This is a genomic window from Williamsia deligens (assembly GCF_024171765.1).
GTDB lineage: Bacteria > Actinomycetota > Actinomycetes > Mycobacteriales > Mycobacteriaceae > Williamsia_A > Williamsia_A deligens.
On sequence record NZ_JAMTCI010000001.1, the window covers coordinates 423,064 to 440,297 of the forward strand.

Sequence of the window (17,234 nt, forward strand, 5' to 3'; positions counted from 1 at the left end):
ATGCCCGTCGAGTCGGACATTTTCGCCCGGATGCGGCGGTACACGATTGCGCACCTGTGGTGCGCAGTAGCGTCAGGTCGGTGGGCATATTGCGGACCAAGAGTGTCGAGGCGATCAACCGCGACGTGGCGGGCGGCGACGGCGACGGTGAGAGCCGGGGACTGAAGAAGACACTGACGACGCGCGACCTCGTCGGGTTCGGCGTCGGCATCGTGATCGGCACGGGCATCTTCACCCTGACCGGCATCCAGGCGAAGGAGAACGCGGGCCCCGCGGTGGTCATCTCGTTCCTCGTCGCCGGACTGGTGAGCATGCTCGCCGCGGTCTGCTACGCCGAACTCGCGTCGTCGGTCCCCACGGCGGGCAGCGCCTACACATACGCCTACGCGACGCTCGGTGAGGTGTTCGCCTGGATCATCGGCTGGGACCTGGTGTTGGAGTTCGCGCTCGGCGCCGCGGTCGTGGCGCGCAGCTGGTCGGGATATCTCGCCGACCTCTTCGAGCTGCCGAAATCGCTGTTCACGGAGGACGCGTCGGTGAACATCGGTGCCGTCGCCCTCGTGCTGGTCCTCGGCATCATCGCCGCGGTCGGCGTGAAGGAGTCGGCACGCGTCACCAACACCCTCGTGCTCGTCAAGGTCGCCATCTCGGTGTTCATCATCGTGGTGGGCGCATTCTTCGTCACCAAGGCCAATCTCGTTCCCTTCGTGCCGAAGTCGACTCCATCCGACGAGAAGGTGTCGACACTGAGCCAACCGTTGCTGCAGTGGATCGGCGGTTTCGAACCGGCATCGTTCGGCGTCGCCGGGATCTTCACCGCCGCCGCGGTCGTCTTCTTCGCCTACACCGGCTTCGAGGCCGTCGCGAACCTCAGCGAGGAGACCCGCAACCCGGCCCGCGACATCCCGCGCGCGCTGCTGATCGTCCTCGGGTTGTGCACGACTCTTTACGTCCTCGTCGCGTTCGTGGTCACCGGCATGCAGAAGTACACCGACCTCGACGTCAGCGCACCGATCGCGAAGGCGTTCGACGCCAACGACGCGAGCTGGGCGGGCACGTTGATCGCCATCGCCGCGGTCGCCGGCCTCACGTCGGTGACACTCGTCGACATCATCGCCATGAGCCGCATCGGATTCGCCCTCGGACGCGACGGACTGCTGCCGCAGGCGGTCGCCAAGTCGCACCCGAGGTTCGGGACACCGTTCCGCTTCACCATCGGGACGACGATCTTCGTCGCGATCCTCGCGGGCCTGGTGCCGCTCTCGGACCTGTCGGAGATGGTCAGCATCGGGACGTTGTTCGCGTTCCTGGTGGTGTCGATCGCCGTCCCGGTCCTGCGACGCACGAAGCCCGACCTGAAACGACCGTTCCGCGTGCCGTTGTCACCGGTCGTCCCGATCATCTCCGCACTCGCGTGCATCTACCTGATGACCAATCTGGTCGTCGAGACGTGGCTGCGGTTCCTGGTGTGGCTGGTCCTCGGTCTGATCATCTACCTCGTCTACGGTCGCCGTCATGCGCGGCTCGCGGGCGGCGACAAGGGCGCGGAGGCAGGCGCGATCACTAGCTGATCTGCATCGGCCATTTCCACGAGCCGCTGAGCCCATGCGGCGACTCCGGCGGTGGGATGCGTTCCCGCACGATCAGTCTCAGCTCGCGTTCCACGGTCGACTCGGTGTCCGTCGGTGGTGCGTGGTCGGCGAGGATCTGGTCCGGTCGGTGCAGGTGGTTGGTTCGGGGTGGGTCGGTGGTGCCGTTGGCGGTCCATCCGTATTTTCCGCGGTCGGGGCCGGATCGGATTTTCTGCGTTTGCCAGCCGCCGGGTTTGTCGTGGACGGCCCGGTTGTGGGGTCCGCAGGCGGGGGCGAGGTCGGTGATGTCGGTCGATCCGCCTTGGGCCCAGTCCTGTTCGGCGTGGTGGGCCTCGGTGTGGCTGAAGGGTGCCGGGCAGCCGGGCATCGAGCAGCCGCCGTACTGGGCGAACGTCACGGACCGTTGCGCCTCGGAGGCCAGGCGGCGTGACCGTCCGTAGAACAGGGCTTCGCCGGTGATGTCGTCGAACACCGCCAGATGCATCTGCGCTCGAGCGGCCAAGCTGATGATGTCACTCATCGGCAGATCGGTGCCGGTAGCGGTGTGCCCGACCCCCGCCCGCTCGCGCAGCTGTGTCTCGGTGATGGAGATGATCAGGTGCGGCGGCAGTCCACGATGCGACTTCCCGAGCAGCCCGCCGTCGGCAGCGGCCCGCAGCAGCGCGTTCAGCGCATCATGGTTGCGTTGCTGCTGCGACCGCGAATCCCGTTCCGCGGCCGCGGTCAGCGCATCGGTGTCGATGCCGTCGTCGTCCACCCCACCGCGGGGTGAGGCCTCATCGTCAGGATTGTTCATCCCCGGCTTGGCCCACTTCGCCAACACCACCTCGAACAGGGCTCGGGTGACGGGGTCCAGATTCCCGCGCAGCCTCGACATGAGTTGCGGGTCCTGGTTGCCCAATGACAGGGATCGCTGCCGGGCACGATCACGATCCGACGGTTCCTCGCCGTCCGGGTCGAGGTGGGCGAGCAGCCGCGCCCCCGCGCGGTGAATGTCCTTCGGCGAGTGGTGTCGGGCGATGTCGGCGAGTTGTTCTTCGGCCTTCTCCCGAACCTCCGGCGGTGTCGCGGCCGGGACCTTGTCCATCACCGCGAGCACCGCATCCGCGTGCTCGTGGGTGAGGTCGCCATCGGCCATGGCCGCCGCGGTCTCCGGGCACTTCGCCGGCAACTTCTCGCCGGTCACCGAGAACATCTCCGACAGCGCGAGCACCTGCTTCAACCGCCGCTTGGGATTCGGCACGCGTAAGCGTTCAGCTACGAACTGCGTCAGCGTCGAGCACTGCACCGACGTGTGGGCATCACGATCACTGACGTCGAGAATGCGTCGCAGCCCGATCGACCCCATCGTGCGAACCGCCCGCTCATGCGTGATCGCCAACTCCGCGACCTCACGCTCCGAACACGCATCCGACGACGCCTCGGCGATCTCACCCAGAAGGCGATGCAGCGCGACGTATTTCGTGACGAGACCGTCGTCCACGATGCACCTCCCCCCAGCTACAGCGACGCCTCCATCATAGAACAGGCGTACGACATTCGCCAGGGTGTTCGATGCCTCAGTTCGTCCGGATGTGCATCAGGTCAACGTTGTACGACGTGTACGTGGTGGCCGTGAAGTAGAGGTCCTTTCCGGTCGACCACGGGTGCATGAAGCCGCCGTAGAGCTGTGGGTGCTGCGCCGACGACATGAGCAGCGTGGGTTCGGACCACAGACCCTGCGGTGACTTGGACTGCCGCAGAACGATTCCCCCGCGAACCTCGTCCAGGTAGGTCGCCTGCCACAGCTGCGAGTCCGCGTCGTAGCGCACCGACAGCTCGCCGGTTGGCCCGCCGAACAGCGAGGTCGCCTGGTCGCCGTTGGAGGTCGGGCGCCATGTCCCGTTGACCCAGTACTGGTAGGCGGTCTTGTTCAGGACGTCCGACGCGGGAACCCGTGCGAGTGCGGTGGTTCCGAGGCGACCGTTCGGGGTGCCGAACATATAGACGTAGCCGCCCGCCGGGACCATCGAGGAGACCTGGAACTTCGACTGCCCGAAGACGTTGTCCCACCGTGCGTATTGCGAGTTGGTCCACGTCGATCCGCCGTCATCGGACCATGCGAGGCCGCCGTAGTTGGTGAACCACTGGCCGGGCACGGTGAAGTCCTTCACCGACATGTAGCTCATGTACTGCCGCTTGCCCAGCGCGAAGCCCGACGTCGGGATGACCGTCTGCTCGACGAGGTTGATCTTGCGGCTGGCGATCACCTCGGCGGCGTGACACCGACTGTCCTGGACCATCGAATCGATGCGCAGGCCGCGGTTCAGGTCGCGGTTGCCGGAGAAGCCGAGGGTGTTCGAGCGCCAGTCGCCGCCGTTCGCGCCGGGCGGACGGAATCCCTTGCCGAAGGTGTCACCGAACGCGACGGCCACCTTGTCCGGTGCCGCCTCCCACATGATCCCGAGGTCGGTGCCGTTGACCTGGAAGCGCTTGTCGGTGCGGCTCGTCGAGCCGTGGCCCGTCACCTGCCCGACGTACTGCAGACCACCCGCGCGGGGGTTGCCGAGCTTCGGGGTGACGGTCCCGCGATCGGCCGGCGGGGTCTGCGCCGGCGGGCGGGCCTGGCCGGGAGGCGGCGTGCCGCCGGGAACCGGCACCGGGATGGTCGCGATCGGCCGCGGGGTGAACGTGATCTTGGGGACAGCGATGGGCCCGGATCCAGATCCCACCTGCGCAGCGGGCGGCGGTGGGTCGGTGATGTCCGGGCACGGGTCCTTGCACGGATCGGCCGGCGGAGCCGGCGACGGGATCCGTTTCCGCGAGTTCTGCGGGCCGAACTGTGGGACGGGTTTGAACTGCAGGTACGGCAGTCCGAAGTCGATGCGCGGCGGCAACGGGCTGCCCGGCCGGGCCGGCTGGGGCAGGTCGTTGACGCAGCCCGAACTCGGCAGGGCGGCGGCTGCCGGTGCGGCTGCGGCAGGTGCCGCGACCGCGAACGGCGCGACAGCGCAACATGCCATTGCCACATACAGGGATCGGCGTATCACACTATCGACCTCTTCACATATCTCCGGTTCAGCGGCGTGAACCTAACACGGGTCGGGAGGGTGTACGAGGGGATGGAGATACGGGAGTGCACATAGCGGACAACCGTCCATACTCGGTGGATGGACACATGGTTGATCGTCGTCATCGTGGTGTTGGTGGTGTCCGTGGCGGTGGGCGCGATCCGCCCGGCGATCCGATTCGCCCGCTCGACCCCTCCGCCGACGCCCGAGGGCTGGTACCCCGACCTCCACGACCCGTCGATCGAGCGGTTCCACGACGGACAGGGCTGGACGGAACAGACCCGGCCGAATCCCGAGGAGTCCTGAACAACCACACCCCCGGCCGGCATTCGGTGGCCGTCAGGCGACGGCGCTGATCCGCGCCACGACGTCGAAGTCGAGTGCATCAGCCACGGCCACATAGACGTCCTGTGCGAGGTGGCGGCCGTCGAAGACGACATCGCCCCGGGGACTGCCGTACCGGAACCCGTCCGCGGCCGCGCGATTCATCGACGGCACGTCGAGCGACCCGGCCCGACGGGCCAGTTCGGCGAGGAGCTGCACCCCCTCGAAGCAGGATTCCCCCGGTGAGGTGAGTGGTGGCGCCGTCGTGCCGAATCGCCGCGCATACCGGCCTCCGAGGTCGAGACATGGTGCGGTCACGAGGCTCTCGTAGAACCCCGCCGTCGAATAGACCCCGCGGGTCGCGGCCGCTCCGGTCGCGAGCAGCATGTTCTCGTCCATCAGCGGACCCAGCCGCACACACCGATCGCTCAGCCCGCGCCGCGCGAACGCCCTGTTGAACAGCACCGCGTCGGACCCCAGCAGCATGACCACCACGCCGTCCACGTCGGCGCGCTCGATGCTGTCGAGGATGGGCGCGACGTCGCGGCATCCGAGCGGGGCGAAGGCCGTCGCCGCGATCTCGGTTCCCGGCATCTCCCGGACGGCCGCGGCGATGTGCCGCGCGGTCGTGCGCGGCCAGACGTAGTCGCTGCCGACGACCGCCCATCGCCGCACGCCGTGTTCCTCGCCCATCCAGCGCATGGCGGGGATGACGTGGCGGTCGGGCGTCTCCCCGGTCAGGAACACCGCGTCGTCGGCCTCGCCGCCCTCGTAGGTCGCGGTGTACACGTACGGCACCACCGGCGCCGCGGCAGCGACGAGCGCTCGACGGACAGCCGAGTTGTGCCACCCCACCACTGCGTCGACAGCCCCCTGCCGACGCAACCCCGCGACCGCGGTGGCGACGACGTCGGGGGCCGCGCCGCCGTCGATGGTGGTCACCTCGACCGGCTCACCGAGGATCCCGTCGCGGGCGTTGAGTTCGTCGACGGCGAGCTGGGTTCCGGCCGCGCACGACGGGCCGAAGATCCCCGACGGTCCGCTCCGCGGGATGACCACTCCGAGTCGCATCCGTCCACCACCGTCCCTCGCGTGTACGTCCAGCCTGGCAGGCGGCGATTACCGCGACGTTTCGTCGACCCTGTCGCCGTCGACGAGGTGGGTCAGCCCGTCCCCGAGCGCGAGATACCGGCGTGCGCCGACCATCGTGGCCATCTCCCGCTCAGCGCTCGCGACATCCCGCAGGATCGGCGCGATGACCGCCACCCCATGCGCGGAGAGGAAGACGACCACCCGACGACGATCCGTCGGGTCCACCCGCCGATAGACCATCGCGCGGTCGACGAGTGCGTCGATCGCGCGGGTCGCGCCGGCAGGGCTGAGTACCGACGCCCGGGCGAGGTCGCTCATCGTCATCCCGTCCGCGCTCTCCAGCACGACGAGCACCCGCCACTGGTCGAGGCTGAGCGCGGCATCGGCGAGGACCTCTGCCACCCGCGTCTCCACGGCACGCACGGCGCGGGCGAGAAGCAGGATCAGCGGTGTCGACCCGTCATCCATTCGACGACACCGCGTCCGGGGCGACCACCGTGGGCGTCACACGGACGCCACCACCGTCGACGTCGACGAGCAGCTCGAGCGGGCCGTCGCTGTCGGCGATGGCCGCGGCGATCGGGGCCACCAGGTGGACCCGCAACGCCCGTCGCAGTGCGCGTGCGCCGTACCGCGCATCGAACGCTCTGTCCAGCAGCAGTTCTCGTGCATCGCCCGTCACGACACATCCGGTCCCCCGACCCGCCAGCGAGGCGATCAGTCCGTCGATCTCCCGGTCGACGATGGCGCGCGCCGTCGTCGGGTCGACGGCGTCGAACACGATGACCTCGTCGAAACGGTTGAGCAGCTCCGGGTCGAAGAAGTCCCGCACCCGCTCGAGCACGATCTCGCGGTGGGACAGCCCGCGCACGGACCGCATCACGCGACGCGCTGTCGCTGACGGAGATCGACGTCCGAGGTCGTGGACCTCACGCGAGCCGAGGTTCGAGGTGAGCAGGACGACAGCATTGCGGAAGTCGATGTCCGACGTGCCCGACGCCAGGCGCAGACGGCCGGTGTCGAGGATCTGCAGCAGAGCGCGCAGCACCGTCGGGTGCGCCTTCTCGACCTCGTCGAACAGGACGACGCCCGGACGGTTCGGGGTGCCCTCCACGGTCTCGCGATCGAACAGGGAGAACTGCTCCTTCGACCCCGCGTACCCGGGCGGCGCCCCCGACAGCGACGCCGCGTAGTGCTCCTGGGCGAGGGAGTTCATGTCGATCCGGCACAGGTTGTCGACGTCGCCACGGACGTGCTGCGCCACCTGCCGCGCCAGCTCGGTCTTCCCCACGCCCGTCGGACCCACCAGCAGCAGGGAGGCGATCGGCCGATGCGGATCCCGCAACCCCACCGCGGCGATGGTCAGCGCTCGGACCACCGCCTCGACCGCCTCGTCCTGCCCGATGACGGCGCCGCGCAGGCCGTCTCGCAGCGCCGCCGGTGATCGGAGGTCGCCGAGACGGAAGCCACCGCCGAGGTCCTGGAACCGCTGGTGCGCGAAGCCCGACATCGGCACCCCCTTTCTGTTCCAGGTGAAACTACCTGCCCTAAGGCCACGTCATCAGGTGTGCACGTGACCGCAACACGGTGGTCATGGTCGCCTCCGTACCGTCAGAACACCCCTTCCGGATGGAAGGACCACCCGACATCAGGAGTGCTCGATGCGCCACGGAGACATCTCGTCCAGCCCCGACACCGTCGGCGTCGCGGTCGTCAACTACAAGATGCCGCGGCTGCACACCCGCGACGAGGTGATCGCCAACGCGCACAAGATCGCCGAGATGGTGGTCGGCATGAAGAGCGGACTGCCCGGGATGGACCTCGTCGTGTTCCCCGAGTACTCGACGCAGGGGATCATGTACGACTCCGACGAGATGTACGCGACCGCCTCGGTGATCCCCGGCGACGAGACCGACATCTTCTCCGCCGCGTGCCGGGAGGCCACGACGTGGGGCGTCTTCTCCATCACCGGTGAACGTCACGAAGACCATCCGAACAAGCCGCCGTACAACACCCTGGTGCTCATCGACGACCAGGGCGAGATCCGGCAGAAGTACCGGAAGATCTTGCCGTGGACGCCGATCGAGGGCTGGTACCCCGGTGGGCAGACGTATGTCTCCGACGGCCCGAAGGGCCTGAAGATCTCGCTCATCATCTGCGACGACGGCAACTACCCGGAGATCTGGCGCGACTGCGCCATGAAGGGCGCCGAGCTGATCGTGCGACCGCAGGGCTACATGTACCCGGCCAAGGAACAGCAGGTGCTGATGGCGAAAGCCATGGCGTGGGCCAACAACTGCTACGTCGCGGTCGCCAACGCGACCGGCTGGGACGGCGTCTACTCGTACTTCGGACACAGCGCGATCATCGGGTTCGACGGCCGCACGCTCGGCGAGTGCGGCGAGGAGGAGTACGGCGTCCAGTACGCGCAACTGTCGCTGTCGACGATCCGCGACGCCCGCGCGAACGACCAGTCGCAGAACCACCTGTTCAAGCTGCTCCACCGCGGCTACACCGGTGTCCACGCCGGCGGTGACGGCGACAAGGGAGTCGCGGAGTGCCCCTTCGACTTCTATCGGAACTGGGTGAACGACGCCGAGGCGACGCAGCGCGCCGTGGAGAAGATCACCCGCGAGACCATCGGCGTCGCCGACTGCCCCGTCGGCGACCTTCCCACCGAGAAGGTGATGGAGGCCTGAGACGCGACCGTGCCCGGCCGACCTCGTGGTCGACCGGGCACGGCGGCAGTCCCGCGTCAGCTCACTTGCGCTTCGGGTGGCACGCCTGGCGGTAGTCGCGGATCGGGGTACGCGCCTGGCGGAGCTCCGTGAACTCCTCGCGATGCGTCTTCCGGAACTCCTTCAGCTCCGCGCGACGCTCGTTCTTCGGCAGCGTTCGCACGTGCGCGAGCTCGGCAGCCAGGTCCGGGTGGCGCGCCAGGACGCCGGCGACCGCGGGTGCCGCCTGGGCGACGGCGGCCGCGCGGGCCTGCGGCGTGCACTGCGCCGGCGCGGCAGACGCTGTCGCTGCCGGGAGGGCGGCCAGGCCCAGTCCCACCGTCAGTGCGGCGGCGGCACCGATCCGTCGGGTCCAGCGGGCGGGGTGTCGGGTGTCGGTCATGGTCTCTCCTCACGGGGTGCATCGGTCATGCGCCTGCGACTGTGGGCGCGCAATCTGAGCACCGCCTGAGATCAGCAGCACGGCAGCCGAACCCCTCAGCGGATCCTCAGCTCCTCCCCGACTGTTCGGACGAACCGGACTCCGACCCCGGGTTCTGGGCGAGCTGGGCCTGCAGTGCGCGCAGCACCGAGCCGCCCTGCGTCGCGAGCCCGGTGAGCAGGTCACCGACACCGTCGGACCCGTTGAGGACGGTCAGGTTGGCCTTGGCGAACCCACCGGCCAGTGCCTGCATCAGCTCGGGCAGCTGATCGATCAACTGCTGGTCGAGGGCGATCCGCCCGTTCGCCGCAGCAGCCTCCGACTGGATGCGCAGCGCGTCGGCCTCGGCCTCGGCGGCGATGCGCGTCGCCTTCGCCTGCGCCTCGGCGGGTTTCACGATCTCCGACAGCAGTTCCTTCTCACGCTGCGTCGCCAACGCCTCCGCGAGCGTCGCGCGCTGCAGCGCGATCGCCTGTTCGGTGGTCGCCGCCGCCAACGGACCCGCCTGTGCCGCCTCGGCATTGGCCTTGTCGGTCTCGGCGCGGATCTGTGCCCGTGTGATGGAGGTGTCGCGCTCGAACTCGGCCTGCGCCCGCAACGACTGCTGCTGCGCCTCCGACGACGCCTGGTCGGCGCGCGCCTGGGCGATCGCCGCCTCTCTCTGCACCCGGGCGACCTCGGGCTTGGCCAGCGCCTCGATGTACCCCGACTGCATGTCGTCGATCGACTGGATCTGGAACGAGTCGACGACGAGTCCGATGCGTCCCATCTCGGTCTTCGACGCATCGAGGACCTGCCGGGCGAGGGTGTCGCGCTCCCGGATGATCTGCTCGACGGTCATCGACCCGACGATCGACCGCAGGTGCCCGGCGAAGATCTGGCCGGTCAGCCGCGACATCTCCTGCTCCTGCTCGGAGACGAAGCGTTGCCCCGCAGCCACGATGGACGCGACGTCGCCACCCACCTTGTGGGCGATCACGGCCTTGACCTTCAGCTGGATGCCCTGCGTGGTCACGCACGTCTCCTCGACCTGCGCCTCGCACATCGCGAGCGACAGGTACGTGACCCGGCGGATCAGCGGGACGACCCACTTGCCATGTCCGACGACGACGGCGAACGGCTCGCCCTCGCCCTCACCGCGTTTCCCCGAGATGAGCATCGCCTCGTCGGGGTCGGGGACGTGGTAACCGAGCATGACTGTGTCCTCTCGCAGCTGTTCCGGACGCCCGTCCGGCGAGATGACGCTACTTCGCGCGACTATCGATCGCCACTGCTCGTCCCGGATGGGAGAGTCGTGGTCATGGCCGGACTGGTGGGACGAATGGGCGTCGTGGTGCTGCCACCCGGACCGGACGGCATCGGTGAGGTGGAGATCCGGGTCGGGGGCACGCGGGAGACGTACGTCGCGACGGCGGAGGTGACCATCGAGGTCGGTGCGACGGTGCTCGTCGTCGAGGACCTCGGAGGCCGGCAGGTCGCGGTGATCCCCTGGGCAGCTCCTCCCGAGGCCGTCTGAACCCGCGGGCTCCACGCCCCCGGACGACGAACGCCCCGCGAACCCAGGGGCTCGCGGGGCGTCCGGTGTGGGCTGTCAGTCAGCCGTCACGACCTCAGCGGTGCAGGTCGAAACGGTCGGCCTCCATGACCTTGGTCCACGCGGCGACGAAGTCGCGGACGAACTTGTCCTTGGCGTCGTTCGCGCCGTAGACCTCGCTGATGGCACGCAGTTCCGAGTTCGACCCGAAGATCAGGTCGACGCGGCTGGCCGTGAACTTCTCCGCACCGGTCTCCCGATCCTTGCCGACGAACGTGCCGTTCTCGTCGTCGGTGGGCTCCCACACGGTGTCCATGTCGAGCAGCTCGACGAAGAAGTCGTTCGTCAGCGTCTCGGACTTGTCGGTGAACACACCGAGCTTGGAGTCCTTGTAGTTCGCACCCAGGGCACGCAGGCCACCGACGAGGACCGTCATCTGCGGGGCGGAGATGCCCAGCAGGTTGGCCTTGTCGACGAGCAGGTACTCCGCCGAGAGACGGAGGCCCTTGCCGAGGTAGTTGCGGAACCCGTCAGCCTTCGGCTCCAGGTAGGAGAACGACTCGACGTCGGTCTGCTCCTGGGTCGCGTCGGTGCGGCCGGGGGTGAACGGGACGGTGATGTCGACACCGGCGTTCTTCGCGGCCTTCTCGACGGCGGCGACGCCACCGAGCACCACCAGGTCGGCGAACGACACGGTGCCGCTGAACGACTCCTGGATGCTCTCCAGCTTGCTGATCACCTGCGCGAGCTCGTCGGGCTCGTTGGCCTCCCACCCGGCCTGCGGCTGCAGACGGATGCGACCACCGTTGGCGCCACCGCGCTTGTCGGAGTTGCGGAATGACGACGCGGACGCCCAGGCGGTCTTCACCAGCTGCGAGATCGTGAGGCCCGAGGAGAGGATCTGCTCCTTGAGCTGCGCGATCTCGGCGTCACCGATGAGCTGGCCCTCCTGAGCCGGCACCGGGTCCTGCCACAGCAGCTCCTCCGAGGGGACCTCGGGTCCGAGGTAGCGCTCGATGGGGCCCATGTCGCGGTGGGTCAGCTTGTACCAGGCCTTGGCGAACTCGTCGGCCAGCTCGGCCGGGTTCTCCAGCCAGCGACGCGTGATCTCCTCGTAGATCGGATCGGTGCGCAGGGCGATGTCCGAGGTGAGCATCATGGGCGGGTTCTTCTTGCCCTCGACGTGCGCGTCGGGGACGAGATCCGTTGCCGCGCCGTCCTTCGGACGCCACTGGTTCGCGCCACCGGGGCCCTTGTGGACCTCCCACTCGTAGCCGTAGAGCGTCTCGAGGTAGGAGTTGTCCCACTGGATCGGGGTCGCGGTCCACGCGCCCTCGATGCCGGAGGTGATGGTGTACTCCGCGTTCCCCGTGCCGAGGCTGTTCTTCCAGCCCAGACCCATCTGCTCGATCGGCGCGCCCTCGGGCTCGGGTCCGATGTGCTTGTCGGGGTCACCCGCGCCGTGCACCTTGCCGAAGGTGTGGCCACCGACGATCAGCGCTGCGGTCTCCACGTCGTTCATGGCCATGCGGCCGAACGTCTCGCGGATGTCGTTGGCCGACAGCTGCGGTTCCGGGTTGCCGTTGGGGCCTTCGGGATTGACGTAGATGAGGCCCATCTGCACAGCACCGAGCGGCTCCTCGAGCTCACGGTTGCCGGTGTAGCGCTCGTCGCCGAGCCAGGTGTGCTCGGGACCCCAGTAGACGTCCTCCTCGGGCTCCCAGCGGTCCTCGCGACCACCGGCGAAGCCGAAGGTCTCGAATCCCATGGACTCGAGGGCGACGTTGCCGGTGAGGACGATCAGGTCGGCCCAGGAGAGCTGACGGCCGTACTTCTGCTTGACCGGCCACAGCAGGCGACGGGCCTTGTCGAGGGAAGCGTTGTCCGGCCAGCTGTTCAGCGGCGCGAAGCGCTGCATGCCGGCGCCCGCTCCACCGCGGCCGTCGTGCACGCGGTAGGTGCCCGCGGAGTGCCACGCCATGCGGATGAAGAAGGGTCCGTAGTGACCCCAGTCGGCGGGCCACCACGACTTCGAGTCGGTCATGATCGCGCCGATGTCGCTCTTGACCTCGGCCAGGTCGAGCTTGGAGAACTCGGCGGCGTAGTCGAAGTCGGCGCCCTCGGGGTTGATGACGTCGGGGTTCTTCGCCAGGATGCGCAGGTTCACCTTCTCCGGCCACCAGTCCCGCGAGCTCGACCCCTCCACGGGGTACTTGCGGTGACCGCCGACGACCGGGCAGCCGGGTGCATGGGCGCCGCCATGCTCCTCCGGCTGGTCCTGGTTCATCTCTTTTTCGCGGGTTGTGTGGTCTTCAGACACAGCTTTCCTTCCAGGAGTGGTGAACTGAGCTGATCCCGATCACGATTGCGATCGGAGACTCATGGACGTGCAGTCGGGGCAGGTGCCCCAGTAGATGACCTCGGCCTCGTCGATGGAGAAGCCGTGATCGTCCGAGGCGTGCAGGCAGGGCGCTTCGCCGACGGCGCAGTCGACGTCGGCGATGGCCCCGCAGACCCGGCACACGACGTGGTGGTGGTTGTCCCCCACCCGCGACTCGTACCGGGCAACCGACCCCGTGGGCTGGATCTTGCGGACGAGCCCGGACGCGGTCAGCGCGCCGAGGACGTCGTACACGGCCTGTCGGGACACATCGGGAAGCGTGTCGCGCACGGCCGTGAAGATGGAGTCGGTGTCTGCGTGAGGGTGGGCGCCGACGACGTCGAGCACCGCCACCCGCGGTCGGGTGACACGCAACGACACCGAACGCAGTTGCGCCTCGGAGTCGTGTGGTGTGGTCACGGCCACCACTATGGTCCCTTCTCTGGACTCAGTCAAGAGTAGGACAGCCTCACCAGGCCGACTCACCCCGCGAGGTGACCCCACCGTGCCGACAGGTCCGACCACGGTCCCGACTCCGCGATGGTGCCGTCGACGAGGACGACGACGCGGTCGGCCTGCGCGAGTGCTGCCCGCTTGCTCGTCGCACCCAGCACCGCGGTCCCCCGCTCGCGCAGCGACCGCCACAGCTCGACCTCGGTCGCGGCGTCGAGCGCCGACGAGACGTCGTCGGCGAGAAGCAGTTCCGGCTCGCTCGCAAGCGCGCGGGCGAGCGCCAGCCGTTGCACCTGACCGCCCGACAAGCGCACTCCGCGGTGTCCGATCACCGCGTCGACACCGCCGGCCGCGGCGACGTCGGGTGCGAGGCGGGCGTCGTCGACAGCGCTGTCGATACGCCGGTCGTGGTCGACGCGGATGTTCTCGGCGAACGTCCCCGAGAGCACGCGGGGCACCTGCGCGACGTGCGCGACCTGGCCGGGCCGCAGGAACGTCTGGGTGTCGAGGACCGGCTCACCGTTCCACCGGATGACGCCCGTGTGGTCGATGAGACCCGCCAGCGCCGAGAGCAGGCTGGACTTGCCGGAGCCGACCTGCCCGAGCAGCAGGACCAGCTCCCCGGCGTCGACGCGCAGGTCGATGCCCGTGGCCCCGACGGTCCCGTCGGCGTGGACGGCGGAGAACCGTTCGACACTCACCGATCGCAGCGGGACGCGTGCCGGCGAGGCGGGTGGTGGCGAGGTGCCGTCGAGGAGGTCCACCGCCGACGGCACGGCCATCAGGTCCCGTCCGCCGGCGAAGCGGGCGGTGACGCGCTGCCAGGCTCGCGTGCCGGGCGCCTCGGTGATGACAGCCCCGGCGACGCGGCCGAACCAGTCGAACCCGATGACCGAGCCCGAGACGAGAAGTGCTGTCGCCAGGCCCCATCCACCCGCCAGATAGACCGCCCACGCGGCGACGACACCCGCGTAGACCAACACGACGGGCACGCCGATGAGGATCGACTGGATGCGGTGCTCCCGGACCGCGGCGTCGACGCGACCGCTGTCGGTGCGGGTGAGATGGCGGTGTGCGTCCTCGGTCGCGGCCGCGAGTTTGATGGTGCGGGCGCTCTCGAGCACCGACACGAGCGCCCGACCGAACGCGGCTCGCGTCGCCGACGCGGCCGCGGCCGACCGTCCTGCGAACGGCCGCCCGACGGCGGATGCCGCTGCGGCTGCGAGCATCACGACCATCAGCACCAGACCGGCCAGCAGGCTCCCCGCCAGGATCGTGGTGACGACGACGACGATCAGGCCGTTGACCACGTCGACCCACCGGTCGGCGTAGCGGATGAACCGGTCGGCGTCGAGGGCGCGCGCGACGATCTCGCCGGGCGGGGTGCGCGGGAGCCGGTGCTGGTCGGTCTGCGCGAGCAGCACCGACGTCCGTACGCGGAGCAGCCCGGCCACCCACCACCGCGTGTAGCGCAGGCCGGCGCCGGCCACGAGCAGCGGCGACACCAGGAGACTCACGACGACACCGACCAGCAGCCACGCCGAGACGTCTCCGCGTCCGGCGGCGGCCACGACGTGACCCCATAGCGCTGCCGTGACGACACCGAACGCGCCGGTCAGTGCGGCGGTGAGGAACAGGAACGCACCGAGCAGTCCCCAGGTGGGGTGGATGCGGATCAGCGACAGCACGCCGCGACGCAGGGTGGGGCCGTCGTCGATCGCCCGTTCCGCGGGCGGATCACCCTGTCGCCGAACACCTCCGACGGACCCGGGTGCCTCGTCGGATGCCGTGGACTCCTCCGGGGCGTCGCTGTCTGCCTGGGTGGCGGCCGCGTCGAGCAGCGTGCGGAACGGCCCCGGCCGGGCGGCGAGGTCGCTCTGGCGGCCGTGGTCGATGAGCCGACCACGGTCGAGGACGGCGACGGTGTCGGCACGGGCGACGGTCGAGAGCCGGTGCGCGATGAGCAGACCCGTGCGCTGCGCGAGCAACCGATCGGCTGCGCGCACCACCCGCGCCTCGGTCAACGGGTCCATGCGGGCGGTCGCCTCGTCCAGGACGACGATCCGCACGTCCCGCACCAGGAGACGGGCGAAGGCGACGAGCTGCTCCTCCCCCGCCGACAGCGTCGTCCCACCCGGGCCCAACGGGGTGTCGAGGCCCGCGGGTAGGCCGGCGACCCAGTCGGTGAGTTGCAGGTCCGCGACAGCGTCGGCGATGCGGTCGCGCGGCACGTCGCCGAACAGGGCGATGTTCTGTGCGAGTGTGCCCGCGACGATCTCGGTCTTCTGGGTCACCACACCGACCGCGGACCTCAATCCGTGGAGGTCGAGGTCGTCGACGTCGACACCACCGAGGTGCACGCTGCCGCGCGGCGGGTCGACGGCCCGCGAGATCAGCGCGGCCAACGTCGATTTCCCGGACCCGGTGCGTCCGACGAGCGCGCAGGTGGTCCCCGCCTCGATGTGCAGGTCGATGCCGGCGAGCGCGAACGTACCCTCGGCGTAGGAGAACTCGAGGTCGCGGATGTCGACGTCGAGCGGGCCGGCGGGCAGGGGGCGCCCACCCGTCGGCTCCGGCGGCGACGCCAGCAGCTGTCGCAGTCGGATGATGGCGCCCATCCCGGCCTGCAGGTCCGGCAGGTGCCGGGCGAGCTGGTTGATCTGTCCGACGAAGGTCGTCGAGACGAGGAACAGGGTGACCAGCGCGCCGACCTCGAGGTGACGACCGGCGACGAGCAGCGCACCGGCGACAGCGATCACGGCCATCAGCAGATGCAGCAGCAGTCCGGCGCGCACCGTCATCCGCGCCTGGATCCGCACCACCTGCAGGAACGCGCGATGCACCGCGGCGGCGAGTTCTCCGTTGCGGCGCACGACGAACGCCTGGCCCAGGCTGGTCCGGAGGTCGTCGCGGGCGGCGATGCCCTCCTCGAGCGCGGCGGCGTGATCGGTCCACGCCATCTCCTCGACGACCTTGCGCTCGGTGAGGACACCGAGCAGCGGCCGGATGGACAGCAGCGTCGCCGACGCGACGATCGGGAACAGCAGCCACGCCGGCCACCAGGTGAGCCCGGCGACGATCCACATCGGGATGACCAGGACGACGGTCCGCAGGGCGTCCCAGAGCTGCAGTCGCACGAGCGACCCGACCTCATGGGTGTCGTCGTCGACGCGGTCGAGGATCTCGCCGACCGCCGTCTCCGACAGCACCGACAGCGGTTGACCCAGCGACGCAGTCAGGAGGTCGTCGCGCAGGGCGCCCTCGGCGCGGTCGGACACCGACGTCCACACGGTCCGGCCGATCGCGTCGAGCACAGCGGACCCGACGAGCGTGACGCCCAGGACGACGACGAGCGTCAGCGTCGGGGTGTCGGCGACACGTCCGACGACCACCGTGCCCAGTGCCTCCGCGATCGACGCGACGACCAGCAGGACCAGGGCCACGGTCATCGCCCGTCCGCGCATCCGTCGCCAGTCGACGGTGGCCCGGGCGTCGTCGGCAGCCGCCACCGACGCACGGGAGAGCGTGCGTTCCGGAGCGGGTGCGAGAGACATCGCTGCCGACCCTACGCAGGGGCAACGACATGCCGCGAGCGAGTTTCGTCCGACAACTCACCTCTCCGCGAAGGGCACTGTGAGGCAATCGTTACG

The 17,234-nt window shown here is 69.2% G+C and carries 14 protein-coding genes; 4 read left to right on the forward strand and 10 right to left on the reverse strand.

The window, feature by feature from the left end; genetic code table 11:
- The first annotated feature begins 80 nt into the window (after window positions 1-80).
- Entirely contained in the window at window positions 81-1,571 is a 1,491-nt protein-coding gene (locus tag LX14_RS01940; protein ID WP_253645597.1) for an APC family permease, read from the forward strand.
- Here LX14_RS01940 and LX14_RS01945 read toward each other — a convergent pair.
- Together LX14_RS01945 and LX14_RS01950 are read right to left on the reverse strand one after the other, a co-directional pair.
- Window positions 1,564-3,075, reverse strand: coding sequence for an HNH endonuclease signature motif containing protein (locus LX14_RS01945; RefSeq protein WP_253645598.1), 1,512 nt, complete (start codon window positions 3,073-3,075; stop codon window positions 1,564-1,566). The genes LX14_RS01940 and LX14_RS01945 overlap by 8 nt on opposite strands.
- 76 nt (window positions 3,076-3,151) lie before the next feature.
- A complete protein-coding gene (locus LX14_RS01950) occupies window positions 3,152-4,594 on the reverse strand; it encodes a glycoside hydrolase family 183 protein (RefSeq protein ID WP_253645599.1) in 1,443 nt (480 codons plus the stop codon).
- Between the two features lie 147 nt (window positions 4,595-4,741).
- On the opposite strand from LX14_RS01950, the gene LX14_RS01955 reads away from it, so the two are divergent.
- Complete coding sequence (locus LX14_RS01955) at window positions 4,742-4,948, forward strand: DUF2510 domain-containing protein (protein WP_253645600.1); 207 nt, start codon at window positions 4,742-4,744, stop codon at window positions 4,946-4,948.
- Window positions 4,949-4,981: 33 nt separating this feature from the next.
- Here the strand turns inward: LX14_RS01955 and LX14_RS01960 are convergent, their stop codons facing one another.
- From LX14_RS01960 to LX14_RS01970, 3 genes are read right to left on the reverse strand one after another with little or no spacing between them, the layout of a single operon-like run.
- Entirely contained in the window at window positions 4,982-6,037 is a 1,056-nt protein-coding gene (locus LX14_RS01960) for a substrate-binding domain-containing protein (protein WP_253645601.1), read from the reverse strand.
- Window positions 6,038-6,085: 48 nt separating this feature from the next.
- Window positions 6,086-6,526: a MarR family winged helix-turn-helix transcriptional regulator gene (locus LX14_RS01965; RefSeq protein ID WP_253645602.1), complete on the reverse strand. Its 441-nt coding sequence runs from the start codon at window positions 6,524-6,526 to the stop codon at window positions 6,086-6,088.
- Complete coding sequence (locus LX14_RS01970) at window positions 6,519-7,568, reverse strand: AAA family ATPase (protein WP_253645603.1); 1,050 nt, start codon at window positions 7,566-7,568, stop codon at window positions 6,519-6,521. Before LX14_RS01970 ends, LX14_RS01965 begins: the two co-directional genes overlap by 8 nt.
- Window positions 7,569-7,719: 151 nt before the next feature.
- Here LX14_RS01970 and LX14_RS01975 point away from each other — a divergent pair, with 151 nt between their 5' ends.
- Window positions 7,720-8,757, forward strand: coding sequence for an aliphatic amidase (locus LX14_RS01975; RefSeq protein ID WP_253645604.1), 1,038 nt, complete (start codon window positions 7,720-7,722; stop codon window positions 8,755-8,757).
- Window positions 8,758-8,818: 61 nt separating this feature from the next.
- Here the strand turns inward: LX14_RS01975 and LX14_RS01980 are convergent, their stop codons facing one another.
- Complete coding sequence (locus LX14_RS01980) at window positions 8,819-9,178, reverse strand: hemophore-related protein (RefSeq protein ID WP_253645605.1); 360 nt, start codon at window positions 9,176-9,178, stop codon at window positions 8,819-8,821.
- Between the two features lie 106 nt (window positions 9,179-9,284).
- A complete protein-coding gene (locus tag LX14_RS01985; RefSeq protein WP_253645606.1) occupies window positions 9,285-10,412 on the reverse strand; it encodes an SPFH domain-containing protein in 1,128 nt (375 codons plus the stop codon).
- A 105-nt stretch (window positions 10,413-10,517) separates the two neighbouring features.
- On the opposite strand from LX14_RS01985, the gene LX14_RS01990 reads away from it, so the two are divergent.
- Entirely contained in the window at window positions 10,518-10,733 is a 216-nt protein-coding gene (locus tag LX14_RS01990; protein WP_253645607.1) for an NfeD C-terminal domain-containing protein, read from the forward strand.
- 94 nt (window positions 10,734-10,827) lie between these two features.
- On the opposite strand, the gene katG is transcribed toward LX14_RS01990, so the two are convergent.
- From katG to LX14_RS02005, 3 genes are all read right to left on the reverse strand, one after another.
- Window positions 10,828-13,038 (reverse strand): catalase/peroxidase HPI, encoded by a 2,211-nt coding sequence (gene katG, locus LX14_RS01995; RefSeq protein ID WP_253645608.1) that lies wholly within the window; start codon window positions 13,036-13,038, stop codon window positions 10,828-10,830.
- Between the two features lie 72 nt (window positions 13,039-13,110).
- On the reverse strand, window positions 13,111-13,551 hold the full coding sequence (locus LX14_RS02000) for a Fur family transcriptional regulator (protein WP_253645609.1): 441 nt from the start codon (window positions 13,549-13,551) through the stop codon (window positions 13,111-13,113).
- Between the two features lie 62 nt (window positions 13,552-13,613).
- The gene (locus LX14_RS02005) at window positions 13,614-17,138 is read right to left on the reverse strand and encodes an ATP-binding cassette domain-containing protein (protein ID WP_253645610.1); all 3,525 of its coding nucleotides are present in this window, start codon (window positions 17,136-17,138) and stop codon (window positions 13,614-13,616) included.
- Window positions 17,139-17,234 lie beyond the last annotated feature (96 nt).

Excerpts from the sequence above, each read along its gene's own strand:
- LX14_RS01950 (WP_253645599.1), bottom strand. The coding sequence starts at position 4,594 with ATGGCATGTTGCGCTGTCGCGCCGTTCGCGGTCGCGGCACCTGCCGCA.
- LX14_RS01955 (WP_253645600.1), top strand. The coding sequence starts at position 4,742 with ATGGACACATGGTTGATCGTCGTCATCGTGGTGTTGGTGGTGTCCGTG.
- LX14_RS01960 (WP_253645601.1), bottom strand. The coding sequence starts at position 6,037 with ATGCGACTCGGAGTGGTCATCCCGCGGAGCGGACCGTCGGGGATCTTC.
- LX14_RS01965 (WP_253645602.1), bottom strand. The coding sequence starts at position 6,526 with ATGGATGACGGGTCGACACCGCTGATCCTGCTTCTCGCCCGCGCCGTG.
- LX14_RS01970 (WP_253645603.1), bottom strand. The coding sequence starts at position 7,568 with ATGTCGGGCTTCGCGCACCAGCGGTTCCAGGACCTCGGCGGTGGCTTC.
- LX14_RS01975 (WP_253645604.1), top strand. The coding sequence starts at position 7,720 with ATGCGCCACGGAGACATCTCGTCCAGCCCCGACACCGTCGGCGTCGCG.
- LX14_RS01980 (WP_253645605.1), bottom strand. The coding sequence starts at position 9,178 with ATGACCGACACCCGACACCCCGCCCGCTGGACCCGACGGATCGGTGCC.
- LX14_RS01985 (WP_253645606.1), bottom strand. The coding sequence starts at position 10,412 with ATGCTCGGTTACCACGTCCCCGACCCCGACGAGGCGATGCTCATCTCG.
- LX14_RS01990 (WP_253645607.1), top strand. The coding sequence starts at position 10,518 with ATGGCCGGACTGGTGGGACGAATGGGCGTCGTGGTGCTGCCACCCGGA.
- katG (WP_253645608.1), bottom strand. The coding sequence starts at position 13,038 with ATGAACCAGGACCAGCCGGAGGAGCATGGCGGCGCCCATGCACCCGGC.
- LX14_RS02005 (WP_253645610.1), bottom strand. The coding sequence starts at position 17,138 with ATGTCTCTCGCACCCGCTCCGGAACGCACGCTCTCCCGTGCGTCGGTG.